Origin of the sequence: Bacillus salitolerans (genome assembly GCF_042680805.1) — a bacterium.
GTDB lineage: Bacteria > Bacillota > Bacilli > Bacillales > SA4 > Bacillus_CJ > Bacillus_CJ salitolerans.
The window spans coordinates 20,989-42,009 of record NZ_JBHUEM010000041.1 but is presented as its reverse complement, the minus strand read 5'-3'; the positions used below and the strand labels follow the sequence as shown (position 1 = coordinate 42,009).

Annotated in this window: 21 protein-coding genes and 1 other annotated feature; all 21 genes read right to left on the bottom strand. The window is 39.8% G+C overall.

The features are described from left to right. Positions 1–13: 13 nt before the first annotated feature. The 21 genes from rpmC to rplA all read right to left on the bottom strand — a co-directional run bounded on the left by rpmC (position 14) and on the right by rplA (position 20,947). A complete protein-coding gene (rpmC, locus tag ACFSCX_RS17345) occupies positions 14–211 on the bottom strand; it encodes a 50S ribosomal protein L29 (protein WP_377929504.1) in 198 nt (65 codons plus the stop codon). Continuing rightward, positions 201–635: a 50S ribosomal protein L16 gene (gene rplP, locus ACFSCX_RS17340; RefSeq protein ID WP_377929503.1), complete on the bottom strand. Its 435-nt coding sequence runs from the start codon at positions 633–635 to the stop codon at positions 201–203. Before rplP ends, rpmC begins: the two co-directional genes overlap by 11 nt. A gap of 2 nt (positions 636–637) precedes the next feature. Then, on the bottom strand, positions 638–1,294 hold the full coding sequence (gene rpsC / locus ACFSCX_RS17335) for a 30S ribosomal protein S3 (RefSeq protein ID WP_377929502.1): 657 nt from the start codon (positions 1,292–1,294) through the stop codon (positions 638–640). Positions 1,295–1,297: 3 nt separating this feature from the next. Beyond that, entirely contained in the window at positions 1,298–1,639 is a 342-nt protein-coding gene (gene rplV / locus ACFSCX_RS17330) for a 50S ribosomal protein L22 (protein WP_377929501.1), read from the bottom strand. 17 nt (positions 1,640–1,656) lie between these two features. Next, complete coding sequence (rpsS, locus tag ACFSCX_RS17325; RefSeq protein WP_377929500.1) at positions 1,657–1,935, bottom strand: 30S ribosomal protein S19; 279 nt, start codon at positions 1,933–1,935, stop codon at positions 1,657–1,659. 57 nt (positions 1,936–1,992) lie between these two features. Further along, positions 1,993–2,823 (bottom strand): 50S ribosomal protein L2, encoded by an 831-nt coding sequence (rplB, locus tag ACFSCX_RS17320; RefSeq protein ID WP_377929499.1) that lies wholly within the window; start codon positions 2,821–2,823, stop codon positions 1,993–1,995. Between the two features lie 27 nt (positions 2,824–2,850). Further along, on the bottom strand, positions 2,851–3,138 hold the full coding sequence (gene rplW, locus ACFSCX_RS17315; RefSeq protein WP_377929498.1) for a 50S ribosomal protein L23: 288 nt from the start codon (positions 3,136–3,138) through the stop codon (positions 2,851–2,853). Continuing rightward, entirely contained in the window at positions 3,138–3,761 is a 624-nt protein-coding gene (gene rplD, locus ACFSCX_RS17310; RefSeq protein ID WP_377929497.1) for a 50S ribosomal protein L4, read from the bottom strand. Before rplD ends, rplW begins: the two co-directional genes overlap by 1 nt. Positions 3,762–3,785: 24 nt before the next feature. Then, complete coding sequence (gene rplC / locus ACFSCX_RS17305) at positions 3,786–4,409, bottom strand: 50S ribosomal protein L3 (protein ID WP_377929496.1); 624 nt, start codon at positions 4,407–4,409, stop codon at positions 3,786–3,788. 36 nt (positions 4,410–4,445) lie between these two features. Next, the gene (rpsJ, locus tag ACFSCX_RS17300) at positions 4,446–4,754 is read right to left on the bottom strand and encodes a 30S ribosomal protein S10 (RefSeq protein ID WP_056467407.1); all 309 of its coding nucleotides are present in this window, start codon (positions 4,752–4,754) and stop codon (positions 4,446–4,448) included. A 986-nt stretch (positions 4,755–5,740) separates the two neighbouring features. Further along, a complete protein-coding gene (gene tuf / locus ACFSCX_RS17295; RefSeq protein ID WP_377929495.1) occupies positions 5,741–6,931 on the bottom strand; it encodes an elongation factor Tu in 1,191 nt (396 codons plus the stop codon). 140 nt (positions 6,932–7,071) lie between these two features. Beyond that, a complete protein-coding gene (gene fusA, locus ACFSCX_RS17290; protein WP_377929494.1) occupies positions 7,072–9,150 on the bottom strand; it encodes an elongation factor G in 2,079 nt (692 codons plus the stop codon). Positions 9,151–9,276: 126 nt separating this feature from the next. Beyond that, positions 9,277–9,747, bottom strand: coding sequence for a 30S ribosomal protein S7 (rpsG, locus tag ACFSCX_RS17285; protein ID WP_377929493.1), 471 nt, complete (start codon positions 9,745–9,747; stop codon positions 9,277–9,279). Positions 9,748–9,798: 51 nt separating this feature from the next. Continuing rightward, a complete protein-coding gene (gene rpsL / locus ACFSCX_RS17280; RefSeq protein WP_377929492.1) occupies positions 9,799–10,221 on the bottom strand; it encodes a 30S ribosomal protein S12 in 423 nt (140 codons plus the stop codon). A gap of 110 nt (positions 10,222–10,331) precedes the next feature. Further along, positions 10,332–10,580 carry a 50S ribosomal protein L7ae-like protein gene (locus ACFSCX_RS17275; protein ID WP_377929491.1) on the bottom strand — a complete coding sequence of 83 codons (249 nt, stop codon included), beginning with the start codon at positions 10,578–10,580 and terminating at the stop codon, positions 10,332–10,334. A gap of 100 nt (positions 10,581–10,680) precedes the next feature. Next, complete coding sequence (rpoC, locus tag ACFSCX_RS17270; RefSeq protein WP_377929490.1) at positions 10,681–14,319, bottom strand: DNA-directed RNA polymerase subunit beta'; 3,639 nt, start codon at positions 14,317–14,319, stop codon at positions 10,681–10,683. Between the two features lie 197 nt (positions 14,320–14,516). Further along, a complete protein-coding gene (rpoB, locus tag ACFSCX_RS17265; protein WP_377929489.1) occupies positions 14,517–18,050 on the bottom strand; it encodes a DNA-directed RNA polymerase subunit beta in 3,534 nt (1,177 codons plus the stop codon). A 322-nt stretch (positions 18,051–18,372) separates the two neighbouring features. Continuing rightward, positions 18,373–18,981, bottom strand: a complete 609-nt coding sequence (locus ACFSCX_RS17260) for a class I SAM-dependent methyltransferase (RefSeq protein WP_377929488.1) — start codon at positions 18,979–18,981, stop codon at positions 18,373–18,375. Positions 18,982–19,090: 109 nt separating this feature from the next. Beyond that, entirely contained in the window at positions 19,091–19,456 is a 366-nt protein-coding gene (gene rplL / locus ACFSCX_RS17255) for a 50S ribosomal protein L7/L12 (RefSeq protein WP_377929487.1), read from the bottom strand. A 66-nt stretch (positions 19,457–19,522) separates the two neighbouring features. Next, positions 19,523–20,023: a 50S ribosomal protein L10 gene (rplJ, locus tag ACFSCX_RS17250; RefSeq protein ID WP_377929486.1), complete on the bottom strand. Its 501-nt coding sequence runs from the start codon at positions 20,021–20,023 to the stop codon at positions 19,523–19,525. A gap of 40 nt (positions 20,024–20,063) precedes the next feature. After that, positions 20,064–20,207, bottom strand: a sequence feature (ribosomal protein L10 leader region). Positions 20,208–20,254: 47 nt separating this feature from the next. Continuing rightward, complete coding sequence (gene rplA, locus ACFSCX_RS17245) at positions 20,255–20,947, bottom strand: 50S ribosomal protein L1 (RefSeq protein ID WP_377929485.1); 693 nt, start codon at positions 20,945–20,947, stop codon at positions 20,255–20,257. Positions 20,948–21,021: the final 74 nt, after the last annotated feature.

Here is a 21,021-nt window from a genome sequence, read left to right as displayed (position 1 = left end):
CTCTCAGGGTTGATTATTTAACGCTTAGCTCTCTTTCACGCACAACAGTTTTCATACGAGCGATTGATTTGCGTACTTCGCGAATGCGAGCTGTGTTTTCTAATTGACCAGTAGCTAATTGGAAGCGTAGGTTGAATAACTCTTCCTTTAGTGATTTCACTTTTTGTTCAATTTCGGCAGTGGTTAGATCACGGATATCATTAGCCTTCATTAGATTCACCACCAATTTCTTCACGTTTTACGAACTTAGTTTTAACTGGTAGCTTATGAGAAGCAAGACGTAAAGCTTCACGAGCGATCTCTTCAGATACACCTGCGATTTCAAACATAACTTTACCTGGCTTAACTACAGCTACCCATCCCTCTGGAGCCCCTTTACCGGAACCCATACGCACTTCTAACGGCTTCGCAGTGTATGGTTTAGATGGGAAAATCTTAATCCATACTTTACCGCCACGCTTCATGTAACGAGTCATTGCAATACGCGCTGATTCGATTTGACGGTTTGTAATCCAAGAAGCTTCAAGTGCTTGTAATCCATATTCACCAAAGTGTACTTCCGTACCACCCTTTGCACGTCCGCGCATCTTCCCGCGGTGTTCACGACGGTATTTCACACGTTTAGGTAATAACATAATTATTTTCCTCCTTCCGCTTCTTTCTTTCTAGTAGGAAGAACTTCACCACGATAAATCCATACTTTTACTCCAAGCTTACCATATGTTGTGTCAGCTTCTGCTGTTGCATAATCAATGTCAGCGCGAAGTGTATGAAGTGGAACAGTACCTTCACTGTAAGATTCAGAACGAGCGATGTCTGCGCCACCTAGACGACCAGATACCATTGTTTTGATACCTTGAGCTCCAGCTCTCATAGCACGTTGAATCGCTTGCTTTTGTGCACGACGGAATGAAACACGGTTTTCAAGTTGACGAGCAATGTTTTCAGCTACTAATTGAGCATCAACATCCGCTCTCTTGATTTCCATAATATTAATATGAACACGCTTGTTTGTTAATTGGTTAAGTGCTTTACGAAGTGCTTCGACTTCAGAACCACCTTTACCAATAACCATTCCTGGCTTCGCTGTGTGAACAGTAATGTTTACACGGTTTGCCGCACGTTCGATTTCAATTTTTGAAACTGATGCATCAGCTAAACGCTTTGATACATACTCACGGATTTTAATATCTTCATGTAATAGATCTGCATAGTCTTTACCAGCGTACCATTTGGATTCCCAATCGCGGATAATACCAACACGCAGACCGACAGGATTAACCTTTTGACCCACAGCTTATCCCTCCTTCTTTTCTGATAATACGATCGTAATGTGACTTGTGCGCTTATTTATTGCACTTGCACGTCCCATTGCACGTGGACGGAAACGCTTAAGCGTCGGACCTTCGTCAACAAAAGCTTGAGTTACAACTAGGTTGCTAACTTCCATTTCATAATTATGTTCAGCATTCGCCATTGCAGAGTTTAAAACCTTCTCAACAACTGGAGATGCAGCTTTTTGTGTATGGCGCAGAATCGAAATTGCTTCGCCTACTTGCTTTCCTCGAATTAAATCTACTACTAAGCGTACTTTACGAGGAGCAATACGAACTGTTCTAGCTACTGCTTTCGCTTGCATCAAGATGCCTCCTCTCATTAACGTCTTGTTTTCTTATCGTCACTATCGTGACCTTTGTACGTACGTGTAGGTGCGAATTCACCTAATTTATGTCCTACCATGTCTTCAGTAACATATACCGGTACATGTTTACGGCCATCATATACAGCGATTGTGTGACCAATGAACTGAGGGAAGATTGTAGAACGACGAGACCAAGTTTTAATAACTTGCTTCTTTTCAGTTTCGTTCATAGCTTCAACTTTCTTCATTAAATGATCATCCACAAAAGGTCCTTTTTTCAAGCTGCGACCCATATTTGAACCTCCCTTCGTGATTGACCCACGGTTCTTAAGAACCGCAAGGCTACCACGTTATTTTTTACGACGACGAACGATAAACTTATCAGACTTGTTCTTTTTCTTACGAGTCTTGAATCCAAGAGTTGGTTTACCCCATGGAGTCATTGGAGACTTACGTCCGATTGGAGAACGACCTTCACCACCACCGTGTGGGTGATCATTCGGGTTCATAACAGATCCACGAACAGTAGGGCGCTTACCTAACCAACGAGAACGACCTGCTTTACCGATCTTGATTAGTTCGTGTTGTTCATTTCCAACTTGACCGATTGAAGCACGGCAAGTAGCAAGAATCATACGTACTTCACCAGAAGATAAACGAACAAGCACGTATTTACCTTCTTTACCTAACACTTGAGCAGAAGTTCCAGCAGAACGAACTAATTGTCCACCCTTACCAGCCTTAAGTTCGATGTTATGGATAACAGTACCCACTGGAATGTTAGCAAGTGGTAATGCGTTACCTACTTTAATATCTGCTTCAGGTCCGCTCATTACTTCTAGTCCTACTTGTAAACCTTTTGGAGCTAGGATGTAACGCTTTTCCCCATCAGCATAGTTAATTAATGCGATGTTCGCAGAACGGTTAGGATCATACTCGATTGTAGCAACGCGTCCTGGTATACCATCTTTATTACGTTTGAAGTCAATAATACGGTATTGACGCTTATGTCCGCCACCTTGATGACGCACAGTGATTTTACCTTGGTTGTTACGACCAGCCTTTTTGCTTAAAGGCGCTAATAATGATTTTTCCGGCTTATCAGTAGTGATTTCAGCGAAATCAGATACTGTCATGCCACGACGACCATTAGTGGTTGGTTTGTATTTCTTAATCGCCATTTTAGTTTCCCTCCTTCTCTAAAAGAATTAAACTTCGAAGAATTCTAGTTCTTTGCTATCAGCAGTAAGTGTTACGATTGCCTTTCTACGACGGTTTGTATAACCGCTGTGACGACCCATACGCTTGAACTTACCTTTATAGTTTTGAACATTCACTTTTTCTACTTTAACGTTAAAGATTTCTTCGATAGCATCTTTCACCTGTGTCTTGTTAGCTTTCACGTCCACTTCGAAAGTGTACTTCTTTTCAGCCATTAAGTCAGCAGTACGTTCAGTAATAACAGGGCGCTTAATAATATCACGAGGATCTTTCATTATGCAAGCACCTCCTCTACTTTTTCCACCGCAGCTTTAGTCATTAAAAGCTTATCATGGTTTAAAACGTCAAGAACGCTAATTCCGCTTGCTTCAACAACTGTAATTCCAGGTAGGTTACGTGCAGATAAAGCTACCGCTTCGTTTACATCACTAGTAACGATTAGTGCCTTTCTATCAACGTTTAAACCTTTTAATACAGATGCCATTTCCTTAGTTTTTGGAGCAGCAAGTGTTAAATTATCAAGTACTAAGATGTTTTCTTCACGTACTTTAGATGATAAAGCAGATTTAATAGCTAAACGGCGTACTTTTTTAGGTAATTTGAAGCTGTAGCTTCTTGGAGTTGGACCGAATACGATACCACCACCACGCCATTGTGGAGAACGGATTGAACCTTGACGAGCACGACCAGTACCCTTTTGACGCCATGGTTTACGTCCACCGCCACGCACTTCAGAACGATTTTTTACTTTGTGAGATCCTTGACGCAAGGATGCTCTTTGCATAATAACTGCATCAAATAATACATTTTCATTTGGCTCAATACCGAAGATAGAATCATTTAACTCGATTTCTCCTACAGTAGAACCAGTTTGGCTATACAATGCAACTTTTGGCATTTGTACTCCTCCTTTCCGACAAAATTAGTTTGCTTTTACCGCACCTCTTACAGTTACAAGTGCTTTTTTAGCTCCAGGTACATTACCTTTAACTAATAATAAGTTACGTTCAGTATCAACTTTAACGATTTCTAAGTTTTGAACAGTAATTCTTTCTCCACCCATTTGTCCAGGTAACGCTTTACCTTTAAGAACACGGTTTGGAGCGATAGGTCCCATAGAACCTGGGCGACGATGGTAACGAGAACCGTGAGACATTGGTCCACGTGATTGTCCATGGCGCTTAATTGAACCTTGGAAACCTTTCCCTTTAGAAATACCTGTTACATCTACTAAATCGCCTTCTGCGAAAATATCAACTTTGACTTCCTGACCAACTTCTAGTTCTGAAGTTCCACGTAATTCACGGATGAAGCGCTTAGGTGCAGTGTTTGCCTTTACTGCATGGCCCTTTTCTGGCTTGTTTGCACGATTTTCTTTTAAATCGTCAAATCCTAACTGAATCGCTTCATAACCATCAGTTTCAGAAGTTTTCTTTTGTAAAACTACGTTTGGCGCAGCTTCGATTACAGTTACAGCTACAAGGTTGCCATTTTCAGTGAACACTTGCGTCATACCGATCTTTCTTCCTAAGATTCCTTTGGTCATTTCGTCACACCTCCTATAATACTTTTACATGATTTATTAAAGTTTGATTTCAATATCTACACCAGATGGTAAATCTAATCTCATTAGAGAATCCACCGTTTGTGGTGTTGGATTCACGATGTCGATTAGACGCTTATGTGTACGCATTTCGAATTGCTCACGAGAATCCTTATACTTATGAACCGCACGTAAGATTGTGTATACAGACTTTTCAGTTGGTAACGGAATAGGTCCTGAAACACTAGCACCAGAACGCTTTGCAGTTTCAACAATCTTTTCTGCAGACTGATCAAGAATACGGTGATCATAAGCTTTTAAACGGATACGAATTTTTTCTTTTGCCATTATTTTCCCTCCTTTTCGCCTATTTTACATAGACAGTTCTCAGTGGAAATTTCCTTACACTCGCCATGGCAAAGCGGCCGGGTGTATCAGCAACCTTCCACATCATCGCAGTCAAAGACCAACATTGTCTATTATATAAAAAAATAATGATGAATGCAACAAAAACATGAATAATTTCAGTTATGCGCACTTTTGATATTATACAATCTATAATTTATAAACGCAATAGAAGATGAGATTCTAATTTCTAGTAATTTTCTATAAGGGTTTTGCGTTTATATATAATAGAAGAAACTATTTTAAAGAGTATTCATTTTATGAGGTGACGCTAGGTCTTTATTGGATATTATCATAAAATGTTACACTCTTTTTTCGATTCATCCTTCGATAACAAAAGGAGTTTTATGAGTTAGAAAATATTGGCTTGTTCAAAGTTCTTTGGTCCATTTGATTTCGTTAGAAAACAACTTTTTTAGCTTAATTTGAGTTACTTTTTGTGTTTTCGAAGATAAGTTTTTATGGAAAAGGTCATTTTAGAGGAAATCTTGCTATCATAGCAAAAAATATGTGATTTTTCTTTTTCATTTTTGAAGTCTTATAGTAACTTTATTAATTTTATCAGCAACTCATGGCAAAATATCAGCAACTTCCTGTATTTATCAGCAACACTTTGCTATTTATCATCAACTTTTTCGGTTAATAGCAACTTCCCTAAACTTATCATCAACTTCAAATCATTTATCAGCTACTATCCTAATATAATCAGCAACTTTTATAGTTACAGAACCTCCGATTTACTAGGTTCATGATTAGGATCAAAAGTAATAAGCACTGTCTTTTCTATGATCAGGAGACTTATACTTACTGAACCCACTGGAGATGGAATACGAAATAATATAATTATGAATATGGAACTAAAACATTTCAACTTTCCATTCTTCAAATAAAAAAACAGATGCACAATGGCATCTGTCTTTATTAATGAATTACTCCATGATTGAAGCTACTACACCAGCACCTACAGTACGTCCACCCTCACGGATAGAGAACTTAGTTCCTTCTTCAACTGCGATTGGAGCGATTAGTTCAACAGTCATTTCGATGTTGTCGCCAGGCATAACCATTTCAACGCCTTCTGGTAACATACAAATTCCAGTGATGTCAGAAGTACGGAAATAGAATTGTGGACGGTAGTTTGAGAAGAATGGAGTATGACGTCCACCTTCTTCTTTTGATAATACGTAAACCTCAGCCTTGAACTTAGTGTGTGGAGTGATTGACTTTGGCTTCGCTAATACTTGTCCACGCTCGATATCTTCACGAGATACACCACGTAATAGAGCTCCAATGTTGTCTCCAGCTTCTGCATAGTCAAGAAGCTTACGGAACATTTCAACACCTGTTACAGTAGTTGATTTTGGCTCTTCAGTGAAACCAACGATTTCAATAACGTCTCCTACTTTAACTACTCCACGCTCTACACGTCCAGTAGCAACTGTTCCACGACCAGTGATTGAGAATACATCCTCAACTGGCATCATGAATGGCTTTTCAGTGTCACGCTCAGGAGTTGGGATGTAAGAATCTACAGCATCCATTAATTCATAGATCTTTTCCATCCAAGCTTCGTCACCTTCAAGAGCCTTAAGAGCAGATCCACGGATAACTGGAGTGTCATCACCTGGGAAGTCATACTCAGAAAGAAGGTCACGAACTTCCATTTCTACTAATTCTAATAATTCTTCGTCGTCTACCATATCACACTTGTTTAAGAATACTACAAGGTAAGGTACACCTACTTGACGAGATAATAGGATATGTTCACGAGTTTGTGGCATTGGGCCGTCAGCAGCAGATACTACTAGGATACCGCCGTCCATTTGAGCAGCACCAGTGATCATGTTTTTAACATAGTCAGCATGTCCTGGGCAGTCAACGTGTGCATAGTGACGGTTGTCAGTTTCATACTCAACGTGTGCAGTTGAGATTGTGATTCCACGCTCTCTTTCTTCTGGCGCAGCATCGATTTGATCATAAGCCATTGCAGTTCCTCTTCCGTATTTCTTGTGTAGAGTTACAGTAATAGCAGCAGTTAATGTAGTTTTACCATGGTCAACGTGTCCGATTGTACCAATATTAGCATGTGGTTTTGAACGGTCGAATTTCTCTTTACCCATTTCGAAAATCCTCCTTAAATTTTAAGTGAAATTTTTATCACTAATTATATAAGTATGTAATGCGAGAAAGGGTCCTAGTATTCAAGACCACTTTCAAGACTTACATAAGTAGTTATACTTTAGTTTGTGGTGAAAATCAATTATTCACCTTTATTTTTTTTGATGATTTCTTCTTGGATGCTCTTTGGAACATCTTCGTAGTGATCAAAGTGCATTGTAAATACTCCGCGACCTTGTGTGTTTGAACGTAATGCAGTTGCATATCCAAACATTTCAGATAGTGGAACCATTGCACGTACAACTTGAGCGTTACCACGAGCTTCCATACCTTCTACACGTCCGCGACGAGCAGTGATACCACCCATGATATCTCCCATGTATTCTTCTGGAATAACAACTTCTACTTTCATGATTGGCTCAAGAACTACTGGGCTACATTTAGATGCAGCGTTCTTAAGTGCCATAGAAGCAGCGATCTTAAACGCCATTTCAGATGAGTCAACGTCATGGTAAGATCCATCAAATAATCTAGCTTTAATGTCTACCATTGGGAATCCAGATAAAGGACCATTTTGAAGTGCATCTTCAAGACCAGCTTGAACTGCAGGAATGTATTCACGAGGTACAGTTCCCCCAACAATTCCGTTTTCAAATTCAAATCCTTTTCCTTCTTCGTTTGGTGAGAATTCAATCCAAACGTGTCCGTATTGTCCACGTCCACCTGATTGACGTGCAAACTTACCTTCTACTTGCGCAGAACCACGGAAAGTTTCACGATAAGCAACCTGAGGTGCGCCAACATTAGCTTCAACTTTGAATTCACGCTTCATACGGTCAACGATGATATCTAAGTGAAGCTCACCCATACCAGCGATGATTGTTTGACCTGTTTCTTGGTCAGTATGTGCACGGAATGTTGGATCTTCTTCCTGAAGCTTTTGAAGAGCAGTTGTCATTTTGTCTTGGTCTGCTTTAGACTTCGGCTCAACTGACAATTGAATTACTGGCTCAGGGAAGTTCATTGATTCTAGGATAACTAGTGCTTTTTCATCACATAGTGTATCTCCTGTCGTTGTATCTTTTAGACCAACAGCAGCAGCGATATCACCCGCGTAAACCATTGAGATTTCTTCACGGCTGTTTGCGTGCATTTGAAGAATACGTCCTACACGCTCACGCTTACCTTTAGTTGAGTTTTGTACGTAAGAACCTGAACTTAATGTACCAGAGTACACACGGAAGAACGTTAACTTTCCTACATAAGGATCTGTCATAACCTTGAACGCAAGAGCTGCGAAAGGCTCAGTATCGCTTGAAGGACGAGTTACTTCTTCCTCTGAATCAGGTAGTGTACCTTTGATAGCTGGTACATCTAATGGAGATGGAAGGTAGTCAATAACTGCATCTAGCATTTTTTGAACACCTTTATTTTTGAATGCAGATCCGCAAATTACTGGATAGAATTCAACGTTTACAACACCCTTACGGATAGCTGCTTTAAGTTCCTCGTTAGAGATCTCTTCTCCACCAAGGTATCTTTCCATTAATTCTTCATCAAGTTCTGCAACTGATTCAATTAGTTTTTCACGGTATTCTTGAGCTTGATCCATGTATTCAGCTGGAATTTCACCTACTTGAATATCAGTTCCTAAGTCATTACCGTAGAACGTTGCATTCATTTCAACTAAGTCAATGATACCTTCGAATTGATCTTCAGCACCGATCGGAAGTTGAATTGGAGCAGCGTTAGCTTGTAAGCGGTCATGAATTGTGCCAACAGAGTATAAGAAGTCAGCACCAATTTTGTCCATTTTATTTACGAATACTACACGTGGTACTCCGTATGTTGTAGCTTGACGCCAAACTGTTTCAGTTTGTGGTTCTACTCCAGATTGAGCATCAAGCACTGCCACTGCACCATCAAGTACACGTAATGAACGTTCAACCTCAACTGTGAAGTCTACGTGTCCAGGTGTATCGATGATGTTTACGCGGTGACCCTTCCATTGTGCAGTTGTTGCTGCAGATGTAATTGTGATACCACGTTCTTGTTCTTGCTCCATCCAGTCCATTTGAGAAGCACCTTCGTGTGTTTCTCCGATCTTATGGATACGACCTGTGTAATAAAGTACACGCTCAGTAGTTGTCGTTTTACCAGCATCGATGTGAGCCATGATACCGATATTACGAGTATTTTCCAAGGAGAACTCTCTTGCCATTGGGTATTTCTCCTTCCTATTATTAGTATAATTTTTAGTAAGTATAAACCCAAAAAGCTTAGGAAAAAGCCCAGTGAATCTAATTCATTGAGCCTTATCCTTCTGTTCAGATAAGCAAAATGAATCCTACCAGCGGTAGTGAGCAAATGCTTTGTTTGCTTCAGCCATTTTATGCATATCTTCGCGCTTCTTAACAGATGCACCAGTGTTGTTAGCTGCATCTAGGATTTCGTTTGCTAAACGCTCTTCCATTGTCTTTTCTCCGCGTAAACGAGAATAGTTTACTAAGTAACGAAGACCTAAAGTAGTACGACGATCTGGGCGAACCTCAACCGGTACTTGGTAGTTTGCACCACCTACACGACGAGCTCTAACTTCAAGAACAGGCATCACATTCTTCATCGCTTGTTCGAACACTTCCATTGGATCTTTACCAGAACGCTCTTGAACTAATTCAAACGCTTTGTAAAGAATTGCTTGTGATTTACCTCTCTTACCGTCAACCATCATACGATTGATTAGACGAGTTACTAGCTTTGATTTATAAATCGGATCTGCTAATACGTCTCTCTTTGCAACAGGACCTTTACGTGGCATGTTATGTCCCCCTTTCTCCAAGTTTATTCATATTTTTCATTCTAGTTTATATTACTTTTTTGCAGGCTTTGGTCTCTTCGTACCATACTTAGAACGACCTTGCATACGCTTGTCTACACCAGCAGTGTCAAGCGCTCCACGAACGATGTGATAACGTACCCCTGGTAAGTCTTTTACACGACCTCCACGAATTAATACCACACTGTGTTCTTGTAGGTTGTGTCCAATTCCAGGAATGTAAGCAGTAACCTCGATACCGTTAGTTAAACGTACACGAGCATACTTACGTAACGCTGAGTTTGGCTTCTTTGGTGTCATTGTACCTACACGAGTACATACACCACGCTTTTGTGGAGAAGACACGTTTGTTTGAGTCTTCTTAAAGCTGTTATAACCTTTATTTAAAGCAGGAGATTTTGATTTTTCAATCTTTGTCTCACGGCCTTTACGAACTAATTGGTTAATTGTTGGCATGTTGTTTTCCTCCCTTCATGTTTTAAGTCCACATACCCAGGTGGTTCATATCTGGGCAAAAACAAAGTTTTTGTAGAGCGGCTGGTATAACCACTCCACAAAAACAGTTTTTAATTTGTAATTGCTACCGTTGCAGCCCCGACTTCAATTCCGCATGCTTTTCCAAGCTTCTTCATTGAGTCTACTTTGATGACGGGTACTTGTAGTTCCTTTGCTGTCTGGATTACTTTGAAGGTAACACGTTGATCAGCATCCTCAGCTACTACTACCTCTTTAACTTCACCATTTTTTAAGGCTTTTATGGTTTGCTTCGTTCCCACAATGATGTTGTAGGCCTGCGAGACTTTTTCATAAGACATTTACATATCCTCCAAAGTTACAGGAATTATTGGAGCACCTTGAACATATTATCATTCTCAACCTTAGATGTCAACTAGTTCCTAGAAAAAAATTAATCTCTTACTGAAGAGCATTTTCTGTTTCTAGCTCTACTTCTTTTACATCTTCTTGGCCATTCGATGGAGCCACAAGCTCATCAACCGATACTGGCTTCACTCTACGATAACGATTCATACCTGTTCCAGCAGGTACTAGTTTACCAATAATTACATTCTCTTTTAATCCTAGTAACTCATCGCGCTTACCTTTAATTGCAGCATCTGTAAGGACACGAGTTGTTTCCTGGAAGGACGCAGCAGATAAGAATGAATCAGTTTCAAGAGATGCTTTTGTAATACCAAGTAATACTGGTCTACCAGTTGCTGGCTGTTTACCTTCAAGAAGTACTTGTGTATTCGCTTGAGTAAACTGATGAACATCTAGTAATGATCCAGGTAATACGTCCGTATCTCCTGCATCCATTACACGAATTTTTCGAAGCATTTGGCGAACCATTACTTCTACGTGCTTATCACCAATTTCTACCCCTTGCATGCGATATACTTTTTGTACTTCGCGTAGCAAGTATTCTTGCACAGCTGTAACATCTTTAATTTTAATTAGTTCTTTAGGATCAATTGAACCTTCCGTTAATTCTTGACCACGTTCAATTCTTTGACCTTCTTGAACCTTCAATCGAGCGCCAAATGGTGCGGTATAAGATCTTGATTCAACATCACCCTGAACGGTGATTTCTTGCTTATCTCTTGTATCAGTGATAGCAGAAATTACACCATCTATTTCAGAAATAATGGCTTGACCTTTTGGATTACGTGCTTCAAACAATTCTTGAATACGCGGTAAACCTTGTGTAATATCGTCTCCCGCAACTCCACCTGTATGGAACGTACGCATTGTTAACTGAGTTCCAGGTTCTCCAATAGATTGGGCAGCAATAATACCAACCGCTTCTCCAACTTCAACCTCAGATCCCGTTGCTAAGTTGCGACCATAGCACTTCTTACACACTCCATGTCGCGTGTTACAAGTAAAGGCAGAACGAATCGTTACTTGTTCAATACCCGCATCTGTAATGATACGTGCGATATCTTCAGTAATTAGCCCGTTTTCTTCAACCAATACATCACCTGTTTCAGGGTGTTTAATTGCCTTACGAGCATGCCGTCCGATTAATCGCTCATCTAATCGTTCGATGATTTCAGTACCATCTCTTAATGCAGCTACTTGCAATCCTCTATCAGTACCACAGTCATCCTCACGTACAATGACATCTTGTGCTACGTCAACAAGTCGTCTTGTTAAGTATCCTGAGTCAGCCGTCTTTAAGGCTGTATCAGCAAGACCTTTACGTGCTCCGTGAGTAGAGATAAAGTATTCTAATACCGTTAACCCTTCACGGAAACTTGATTTAATTGGAAGTTCAATAATACGACCAGCCGGGTTGGCCATCAGTCCACGCATACCCGCTAACTGTGTGAAGTTTGATGCGTTACCACGGGCTCCGGAGTCACTCATCATGAAGATTGGGTTCAACTTATCTAGGGACTCCATTAACTTCCCTTGGATAACGTCTTTTACCGAACTCCATATTGAAATAACTCGGTCATAGCGTTCTTCGTCGGTAATTAAACCACGTCTAAATTGCTTTAGAACGGTATCTACCTTCGTTTGAGCTTCTTTAATAAGTACTTCTTTTTCTGGTAATACGATGATGTCTGAAACCCCAACTGTAATACCTGCTTTTGTTGAATATCTGAAACCTAAATTTTTCATACGGTCTAGCATTCTTGATGTTTCAGTAATCTTGAAGCGCTTAAAGACTTCCGCAATGATATTTCCTAGGATTTTCTTCTTGAACGGTGCAATCTCTTCACGAGATGCGATTTCCTTTTTAACATCTACACCTTTTTCCACAAAGTATTTCTTAGGTGTTTCCTTCTCTAAGTTACTTTGTGTAGGTTCGTTAATGTAAGGGAATGAATCCGGTAAAATTTCATTAAAAATCAATTTTCCAACTGTTGTTAATAAGAGCATATTGTTTTGCTCTTCTGTGAAGGTTTGATTTTCTAATGATCCAGCATAGACTGCTACGCGAGTATGTAGGTGCACATACCCGTTTTGATACGCAATTAATGCCTCGTTTGTATCTTTAAACACCATACCCTCTCCAACAGCACCAGCTCTTTCAAGCGTTAAGTAGTAGTTACCTAACACCATATCCTGTGAAGGAGTAACGACTGGCTTACCGTCTTTCGGGTTAAGAATGTTTTGTGCCGCTAACATTAATAGACGCGCTTCAGCTTGTGCCTCAGAAGATAATGGTACGTGAACCGCCATTTGGTCTCCATCAAAGTCAGCGTTGTATGCTGTACATACAAGCGGATGCAATCGGATTGCACGCCCCTCTACTAATGTTGGTTCGAATGCTTGGATTCCTAATCTATGTAGAGTAGGAGCACGATTTAATAGAACAGGATGCTCTTTAATAACCGATTCTAATACATCCCAAACCTCTGGAGACACTCGTTCAATCTTACGCTTAGCGCTCTTAATATTGTGAGCTAAACCGCGTTCAACCAACTCTTTCATAACGAATGGCTTGAACAACTCAAGCGCCATTTCTTTTGGAAGTCCACATTGATACATCTTCAGGTTGGGTCCAACAACGATTACCGAACGACCTGAATAGTCAACACGCTTACCAAGAAGGTTTTGACGGAAACGACCTTGCTTTCCTTTTAACATATGGGAAAGTGACTTTAATGGTCTGTTTCCAGGACCAGTTACTGGACGTCCTCGTCTTCCATTGTCAATCAAAGCATCTACAGCTTCTTGAAGCATACGTTTTTCGTTTTGAACGATAATACTTGGCGCTCCTAAATCTAATAAACGCTTTAAACGGTTATTACGGTTAATCACACGGCGATAAAGGTCATTCAAGTCAGATGTAGCAAAACGACCACCATCTAGTTGAACCATTGGACGTAGCTCTGGTGGGATGACAGGCAGAACATCTAAAATCATCCAAGAAGGTTCATTCCCTGAATTTCTAAATGCCTCTAGTACCTCTAAACGTTTAATCGCTCTTGTACGACGTTGACCTTGAGCGGTTTTCAATTCTTCTTTTAATCCATTTACTTCTTTTTCAAGCTCAATATCGGATAGAAGCTTTTTGATAGCTTCCGCCCCCATAGCTGCTTGGAAGGATTGGCCATATTTCTCACGGTAAGCTCTGTATTCCTTCTCTGAAAGAAGTTGTTTCTTTTCTAGCGGAGTATCACCAGTCTCTGTTACGACATACGAAGCAAAGTAAATCACTTCTTCTAGTGCACGAGGAGACATGTCTAAAACAAGTCCCATACGACTTGGAATACCCTTAAAATACCAGATGTGGGATACAGGTGCCGCAAGCTCGATGTGACCCATTCTTTCACGACGTACTTTAGCACGAGTGACTTCTACACCACATCGATCACAAACTACTCCCTTATAACGGACACGCTTGTACTTACCACAGTGACATTCCCAATCTTTTGTAGGTCCAAAAATACGTTCGCAAAATAAACCATCTTTTTCTGGCTTTAAAGTACGATAGTTAATTGTTTCTGGCTTCTTTACCTCTCCAAATGACCATGAACGAATCTTGTCTGGAGAAGAAAGTCCGATTTTCATATATTCAAAATTATTGACATCTATCAAGGGGCCTACCTCCCTTATTTTTAAGTAGAGAAAGTCTCTAACAAGGTCCTTACTAAGAAAATCTAAAGTAGGTAGATGTTAAAACACCATCGTTCCTTACTGGCTGTATAAGCCAGGTAGAATAATTGTAATTTTTCTCATCTATCCTACTTTGATTTCCACGAAACAATACTAACAGTTGATTTACATCATTTTTCCTATTCGTTTGTTGCTTCTACTTCAATGTTTAACTTGTCAGCTGACTGATCCTCATCATCATCTAGGTCTCTCATCTCAATCTCCTGATCATCACTTGATAGGATCTTAACATCCATACCTAAACTTTGAAGCTCTTTAATTAATACCTTAAATGATTCAGGAACACCTGGCTCAGGTACATTTTCACCTTTAACAATCGCTTCATACGTTTTCACACGACCAACAACGTCATCTGATTTAACTGTAAGAATTTCTTGCAAGGTATATGCAGCACCATACGCCTCAAGTGCCCAAACCTCCATCTCACCGAAACGCTGACCACCGAATTGTGCTTTACCACCAAGCGGTTGTTGAGTTACAAGTGAGTAAGGTCCAGTTGAACGAGCGTGAAGCTTATCGTCAACCATGTGAGCAAGTTTAATCATATACATAACCCCAACCGATACACGGTTATCGAACGGTTCACCAGTACGTCCATCATAAAGGACTGTTTTCGCATCTCGAGCCATACCTGCTTCAAGCAGTGTTTCCCAAACATCTTCCTCACGAGCACCATCAAATACTGGTGACGCCACATGAATACCTAGTTGTCTAGCAGCCATACCTAAATGCAATTCCAATACTTGACCGATGTTCATACGTGATGGTACCCCAAGTGGATTTAACATGATGTCGACCGGCGTTCCATCTGGTAAGAATGGCATGTCTTCTTCAGGTAAAATCCGGGAAATAACCCCTTTATTACCATGTCGTCCAGCCATTTTATCTCCTTCAGAAATTTTACGCTTCTGAACGATATAAACTCGAACTAGTTGGTTTACTCCTGGCGGTAACTCGTCTCCATCTTCACGGTTAAAGACTTTTACATCTAGAACGATACCTCCACCACCGTGCGGAACACGAAGTGATGTATCTCGAACTTCACGAGCTTTTTCTCCAAAGATAGCGTGTAATAGACGTTCTTCAGCAGTGAGCTCTGTCACTCCTTTTGGTGTAACCTTACCAACTAATAGGTCACCATCTTTTACCTCGGCACCTATTCGGATAATTCCGCGATCGTCTAAGTTCTTAAGAGCATCTTCTCCGACATTTGGAATGTCACGAGTAATCTCTTCAGGTCCTAACTTCGTATCACGAGCCTCTGACTCATATTCTTCAATATGAACAGATGTATACACATCATCCTTCACAAGACGACGGCTCATGATGATTGCATCCTCATAGTTATAACCATCCCATGTCATGAAGGCAACTAAAACGTTACGACCTAAAGCAAGCTCTCCACTTTCCATGGATGGACCATCTGCAAGGATTTCACCTTTTACTACTTCATCACCAGCACTTACAATCGGACGTTGATTATAGCAAGTACCTTGGTTCGAACGGATAAACTTCTGAAGCTTATAACGGTCTATATCACCCATTACACGCTCACCGTTAACTTCGGTATATCGACGAACTAGAATTTCTTTAGCTTGTACTTTCTCAACAATACCTGGGTTTTTACAAATAACTGCTGCACCCGAATCCTTTCCAGATACGTATTCCATACCTGTACCAACCAAAGGTGCTTCAGGATTTAAAAGCGGAACAGCCTGTCGTTGCATGTTTGCTCCCATTAGGGCACGGTTCGAGTCATCATTTTCTAAGAACGGGATACACGCTGTTGCAGCGGATACTACCTGTTTTGGTGATACGTCCATATAGTCTACTCGATCTCTAGGAACAACTGTGTTTTCACCACGGAAACGAGCAACGATATCGTTATCGATAAATGAACCGTCATCTCCTAACTTTGCATTTGCTTGCGCAACTACATAGTTATCTTCTTCATCAGCTGTTAAGTAATCGATTTGGGACGTTACTTTTCCTGTTTCAGGATCTACCTTTCGATAAGGTGTCTCGATGAATCCAAATCGATTTACTTTCGCATAACTTGATAAGGAGTTGATTAATCCAATGTTTGGACCTTCAGGCGTTTCAATCGGACACATACGACCGTAGTGAGAATAGTGAACGTCACGCACTTCAAATCCTGCACGTTCACGTGTTAATCCACCTGGTCCTAATGCAGACAATCGACGCTTATGTGTTAATTCAGCTAAAGGATTTGTTTGATCCATGAACTGAGATAACTGTGAGCTACCAAAGAATTCTTTAATTGAAGCAATAACAGGACGAATATTGATTAAAGCTTGCGGTGTAATTGCGTTAGTGTCTTGAATAGACATTCTTTCACGAACTACACGCTCCATTCTTGATAACCCAATACGGAATTGGTTTTGTAATAATTCACCAACAGAACGTAAACGGCGGTTTCCTAAATGGTCAATATCATCTGTGTCTCCTACTTTATATAGAAGGTTAAAGAAATAGCTAATAGATGAAATGATATCGACAGGAGTAATGTTTTTTACATTCTCTTCGATATTTGCATTTCCAATTACATTGATTACATGATCGCCTTCACCTTCAATAGGTGCATAGATTTTGATAGACTGAAGCGTCATCTCTTCCTCAATTACACCGTTTGTCGGACGTACATTTTTGTAACCAATATTCCTTTCTAATGCCGGTAAAACACGGTCTAGTGTACGACGGTCTAAAATTGTTCCCTTATCTACTAATATTTCTCCAGTTTCAGGGTCAACTAAAGAGTCTGCTAGACGTTGATTAAACAGACGGTTTTTAATATGAAGCTTTTTATTAATTTTGTAACGACCTACATTCGCTAAATCATAGCGCTTCGGATCAAAGAATCTAGTTTCTAGTAGGCTCTTTGCATTATCTACTGTAGGCGGTTCACCTGGACGTAGGCGCTCATAAATTTCTAATAGCGCTTTTTCCGTATTTTCTGTATTATCTTTATCTAGGGTGTTTCTTAAATACTCATTGTCCCCTAGTAAATCTATGATTTCCTGATCAGAACCAAACCCTAAGGCACGCAAAAGAACCGTAACCGGTAGCTTCCGAGTACGATCAATACGAACATAGACAACATCTTTAGCGTCTGTTTCATATTCGAGCCAAGCACCTCGGTTTGGAATAACGGTAGCTGTAAATCCACGTTTCCCGTTCTTATCAATTTTTCCACTATAATAAACACTTGGTGAGCGAACAAGCTGCGAAACAATGACACGCTCAGCACCGTTTATCACAAACGTTCCTGTTTCCGTCATTAATGGGAAGTCTCCCATAAATACATCCTGCTCTTTTACTTCACCAGTTTCCTTATTTAGTAGACGTACTTTCACCCTAAGAGGTGCAGAATATGTAACATCTCTTTCTTTTGATTCATCCACAGAGTACTTTGGTTCACCTAAGCTATAATCTATAAACTCAAGTGACAAATTACCTGTAAAATCCTCGATTGGTGATATGTCCTGAAACATCTCACGTAATCCCTCATCAAGAAACCATTGATAAGAAGAGGTTTGGATTTCAATAAGATTTGGTAATTCTAAAACTTCACTTATGCGAGCATAGCTTCTGCGTTGGCGGTGGCGTCCATACTGAACTAGTTGACCTGTCAACTGATTCACCCCTCAAATCAAGCGTATTTATTTCACATCAGAACAAAATGTTCTGAGATGATGAACATTGTGATAGAACGAATATGTTTAGGTCTAATGTAAGAAACTACTTTCCAATCCTATTAATTCCACTAGACAAAAAGAAAAAGGTTTCTATTGAGGAAACCACTTTTTTAAACATTACGTCCTATTGAGTTAGTTTTCCCTTGTTATTCAGTTATTATACGTAAATTGTATAAATTGACCAAGGAAAAAATATATATTGGCATTATATAATGCTAACATAGGGAAATTTATCCGTCAACAATTTTATATATACGAATTATACAATCGTTTTTTTTGCTTTTAAGATAAAGTATCCTTTTTCTTTAGTTACAACTTCTACATCAGACGTTAATGTTTTTAATTTTTCAATAGCTGAAGGAGCTCCTTGCTTCTTCTGAATGACAACCCAAAGCTCTCCACCTCTAGTGAGCCTTTTATATCCTTCCTCAAAGATTTCATGAACGACTTTCTTTCCAGCTCTTATCGGAGGATTTGTAAGTATAGCCGCATAGTCATTTGAACGAACTTCAGTCAGTGCATCACTTTGAAAAATAGTAACATTCGTTATTCCGTTGATTCTCGCATTTTCAGTTGATAATGATAGTGCTCTTTCATTAACATCTACCATATCTATGATCCGGTCTGGAAATTCCTTTGCTAAAGACAATCCAATCGGACCATATCCACAGCCCACATCCAATAGTTTTCCTTCAGCGTCAGGAAGTTCGAACGATTCTATTAATAGTCTCGAGCCAAAATCCACTTCGTTCTTCGAAAAAACACCTTGATCTGTTGTAAATGTGAATCTATATCCTCTTAATAGATAGGACCATTTTTGAGGCTTACTCTCAACCGTCGGTTTTTGAGAATAGTAATGTTCCGTCATTATCCTCCCCCCTTTCAATCATTATAGTAGTATCTACTTTGCAGCGTAATATTAAACCGTAATATAAAAAATAAGCTCGCTTATACAGCGAGCTTACCCTTAATCATCATTACTTAACTTCTACGTTAGCTCCAACTTCTTCAAGCTTAGCTTTCATTTCTTCAGCTTCTTCTTTAGAAATGCCTTCTTTAAGTGGCTTTGGAGTGTTGTCAACTAGGTCTTTTGCTTCTTTTAATCCAAGACCAGTGATTTCACGTACAACTTTGATAACCTTAATCTTTTGGTCACCAGCGCTTGCAAGGATTAGATCAAATTCAGTCTTTTCTTCAGCAGCAGCACCTGCACCAGCCGCACCAACCATAGCTACAGGAGCAGCAGCAGTTACTCCGAATTCTTCTTCAATTGCTTTTACTAAATCGTTTAGTTCTAAAACAGTCATATTTTTAACTGCTTCAATGATTTGTTCTTTAGTCATGAGAAATTTCCTCCTTGTTATTTTAAAGTTTTAGGTTTATTTTAAGCGAAAAAAAGTATTTCTAGATTACGCGCCTTGTTCTTCTTTTTGATCTGCAACAGCTTTTGCAGCAAGAGCAAGATTGCGAATTGGTGCTTGAAGCACGCTAAGCAACATAGAAAGTAAACCTTCGCGAGAAGGAAGTTCAGCAAGAGCCTTCACATCTTCAACGCTAGCAACGTTACCTTCGATTACACCTGCTTTAATTTCTAACTTTTCGTTTTTCTTAGCGAATTCGTTTAGAATTTTTGCAGGAGCAACAACATCTTCAAAACTAAATGCAACTGCATTCGGTCCTGTTAAATGTTCATTTAAACCTTCTAAACCAACTTCAGTAGCAGCACGGCGAGTCATAGTATTCTTGAATACTTTGAATTCTACACCAGCTTCACGAAGTTGCTTACGTAATTCAGTAACTTGACCAACTGTTAGACCACGGTAGTCTACTACGATAGTAGATTTACTATCACGAAGTTTATCAGCGATTTCAGAAACCGTTTGTTTTTTAAGTTCAACTGCGCTGCTCATTCCTACACCTCCTGTAAGTTTATAACACTCATACCGTTCTCGGTGTAATAAAAAACCTCCACATCTAGTAGACGTGGAGGTAGTAATAGACAGCAATAATTTGCAAATCTCTTATCTAATCACCTCGGTAGGGAATTAAGCTATTATTAGCACCTACTGTCTACGGTATAACTATTATTTTAGTTTGAAACAACATTTTATATATTACAGCTATTTGAGCTGAAAGTCAACTTATTTAACTGTGGAAGAATCTACCTTAACTCCAGGACCCATTGTAGAACTTAAAGCTACGTTCTTCATGTAAGTTCCTTTAGCTGCAGCTGGCTTAGCTTTTTGAAGTGTTTCATAAACTGTCGCAAAGTTTTCAACTAACTTTTGGTCGTCGAAAGATACTTTACCAACTGGAACGTGGATAATACCAGCTTTGTCAACACGGTATTCTACTTTACCAGCCTTAATTTCATTAACAGCTTTTGTAACATCAAAAGTAACTGTACCCGTTTTAGGGTTTGGCATTAAACCTTTAGGTCCTAATACACGACCTAGCTTACCAACTTCACCCATCATGTCAGGTGTAGCTACGATTACATCAAACTCAAACCATCCTTGGTTGATTTTATTGATATAATCAGCATCTCCTACATAATCAGCACCAGCAGCTTCTGCTTCCTTTGCTTTTTCACCCTTCGCGAACACTAATACGCGTTGAGTTTTACCAGTACCGTTTGGTAGAACGACTGCTCCACGGATTTGTTGATCTGCTTTCTTAGGGTCAACTCCTAAACGGAATGCAGCTTCAACTGTAGCATCAAATTTAGCAACGCTAGTCTTTTTAACTAGTTCAACCGCTTCAGCGATAGAGTATGCTTTAGAACGGTCAACAAGCTTTGCAGCTTCTAAATACTTCTTACCTCTTTTAGCCATTTAAAATTTCCTCCTCGATTGTGGTTTTAACGGATATTCCTCCCACGAATAAAGGTTGCGAAATGGTACTTGTC

Bases quoted from the DNA above. Each gene is read 5' to 3' on its own strand.
- rpsG (WP_377929493.1), bottom strand. From the start codon at position 9,747: ATGCCACGTAAAGGTCCTGTTGCAAAGAGAGACGTATTAGCAGATCCG.
- rplV (WP_377929501.1), bottom strand. From the start codon at position 1,639: ATGCAAGCGAAAGCAGTAGCTAGAACAGTTCGTATTGCTCCTCGTAAA.
- rplW (WP_377929498.1), bottom strand. From the start codon at position 3,138: ATGAAAGATCCTCGTGATATTATTAAGCGCCCTGTTATTACTGAACGT.
- rplD (WP_377929497.1), bottom strand. From the start codon at position 3,761: ATGCCAAAAGTTGCATTGTATAGCCAAACTGGTTCTACTGTAGGAGAA.
- rpsL (WP_377929492.1), bottom strand. From the start codon at position 10,221: ATGCCAACAATTAACCAATTAGTTCGTAAAGGCCGTGAGACAAAGATT.
- tuf (WP_377929495.1), bottom strand. From the start codon at position 6,931: ATGGGTAAAGAGAAATTCGACCGTTCAAAACCACATGCTAATATTGGT.
- rpsJ (WP_056467407.1), bottom strand. From the start codon at position 4,754: ATGGCAAAAGAAAAAATTCGTATCCGTTTAAAAGCTTATGATCACCGT.
- fusA (WP_377929494.1), bottom strand. From the start codon at position 9,150: ATGGCAAGAGAGTTCTCCTTGGAAAATACTCGTAATATCGGTATCATG.
- rplC (WP_377929496.1), bottom strand. From the start codon at position 4,409: ATGACCAAAGGAATCTTAGGAAGAAAGATCGGTATGACGCAAGTGTTC.
- rpsS (WP_377929500.1), bottom strand. From the start codon at position 1,935: ATGGGTCGCAGCTTGAAAAAAGGACCTTTTGTGGATGATCATTTAATG.
- ACFSCX_RS17275 (WP_377929491.1), bottom strand. From the start codon at position 10,580: ATGTCTTATGAAAAAGTCTCGCAGGCCTACAACATCATTGTGGGAACG.
- rplJ (WP_377929486.1), bottom strand. From the start codon at position 20,023: ATGAGCAGCGCAGTTGAACTTAAAAAACAAACGGTTTCTGAAATCGCT.
- rpmC (WP_377929504.1), bottom strand. From the start codon at position 211: ATGAAGGCTAATGATATCCGTGATCTAACCACTGCCGAAATTGAACAA.
- rplP (WP_377929503.1), bottom strand. From the start codon at position 635: ATGTTATTACCTAAACGTGTGAAATACCGTCGTGAACACCGCGGGAAG.
- rplL (WP_377929487.1), bottom strand. From the start codon at position 19,456: ATGACTAAAGAACAAATCATTGAAGCAGTTAAAAATATGACTGTTTTA.
- rplA (WP_377929485.1), bottom strand. From the start codon at position 20,947: ATGGCTAAAAGAGGTAAGAAGTATTTAGAAGCTGCAAAGCTTGTTGAC.
- rplB (WP_377929499.1), bottom strand. From the start codon at position 2,823: ATGGCGATTAAGAAATACAAACCAACCACTAATGGTCGTCGTGGCATG.
- ACFSCX_RS17260 (WP_377929488.1), bottom strand. From the start codon at position 18,981: ATGACGGAACATTACTATTCTCAAAAACCGACGGTTGAGAGTAAGCCT.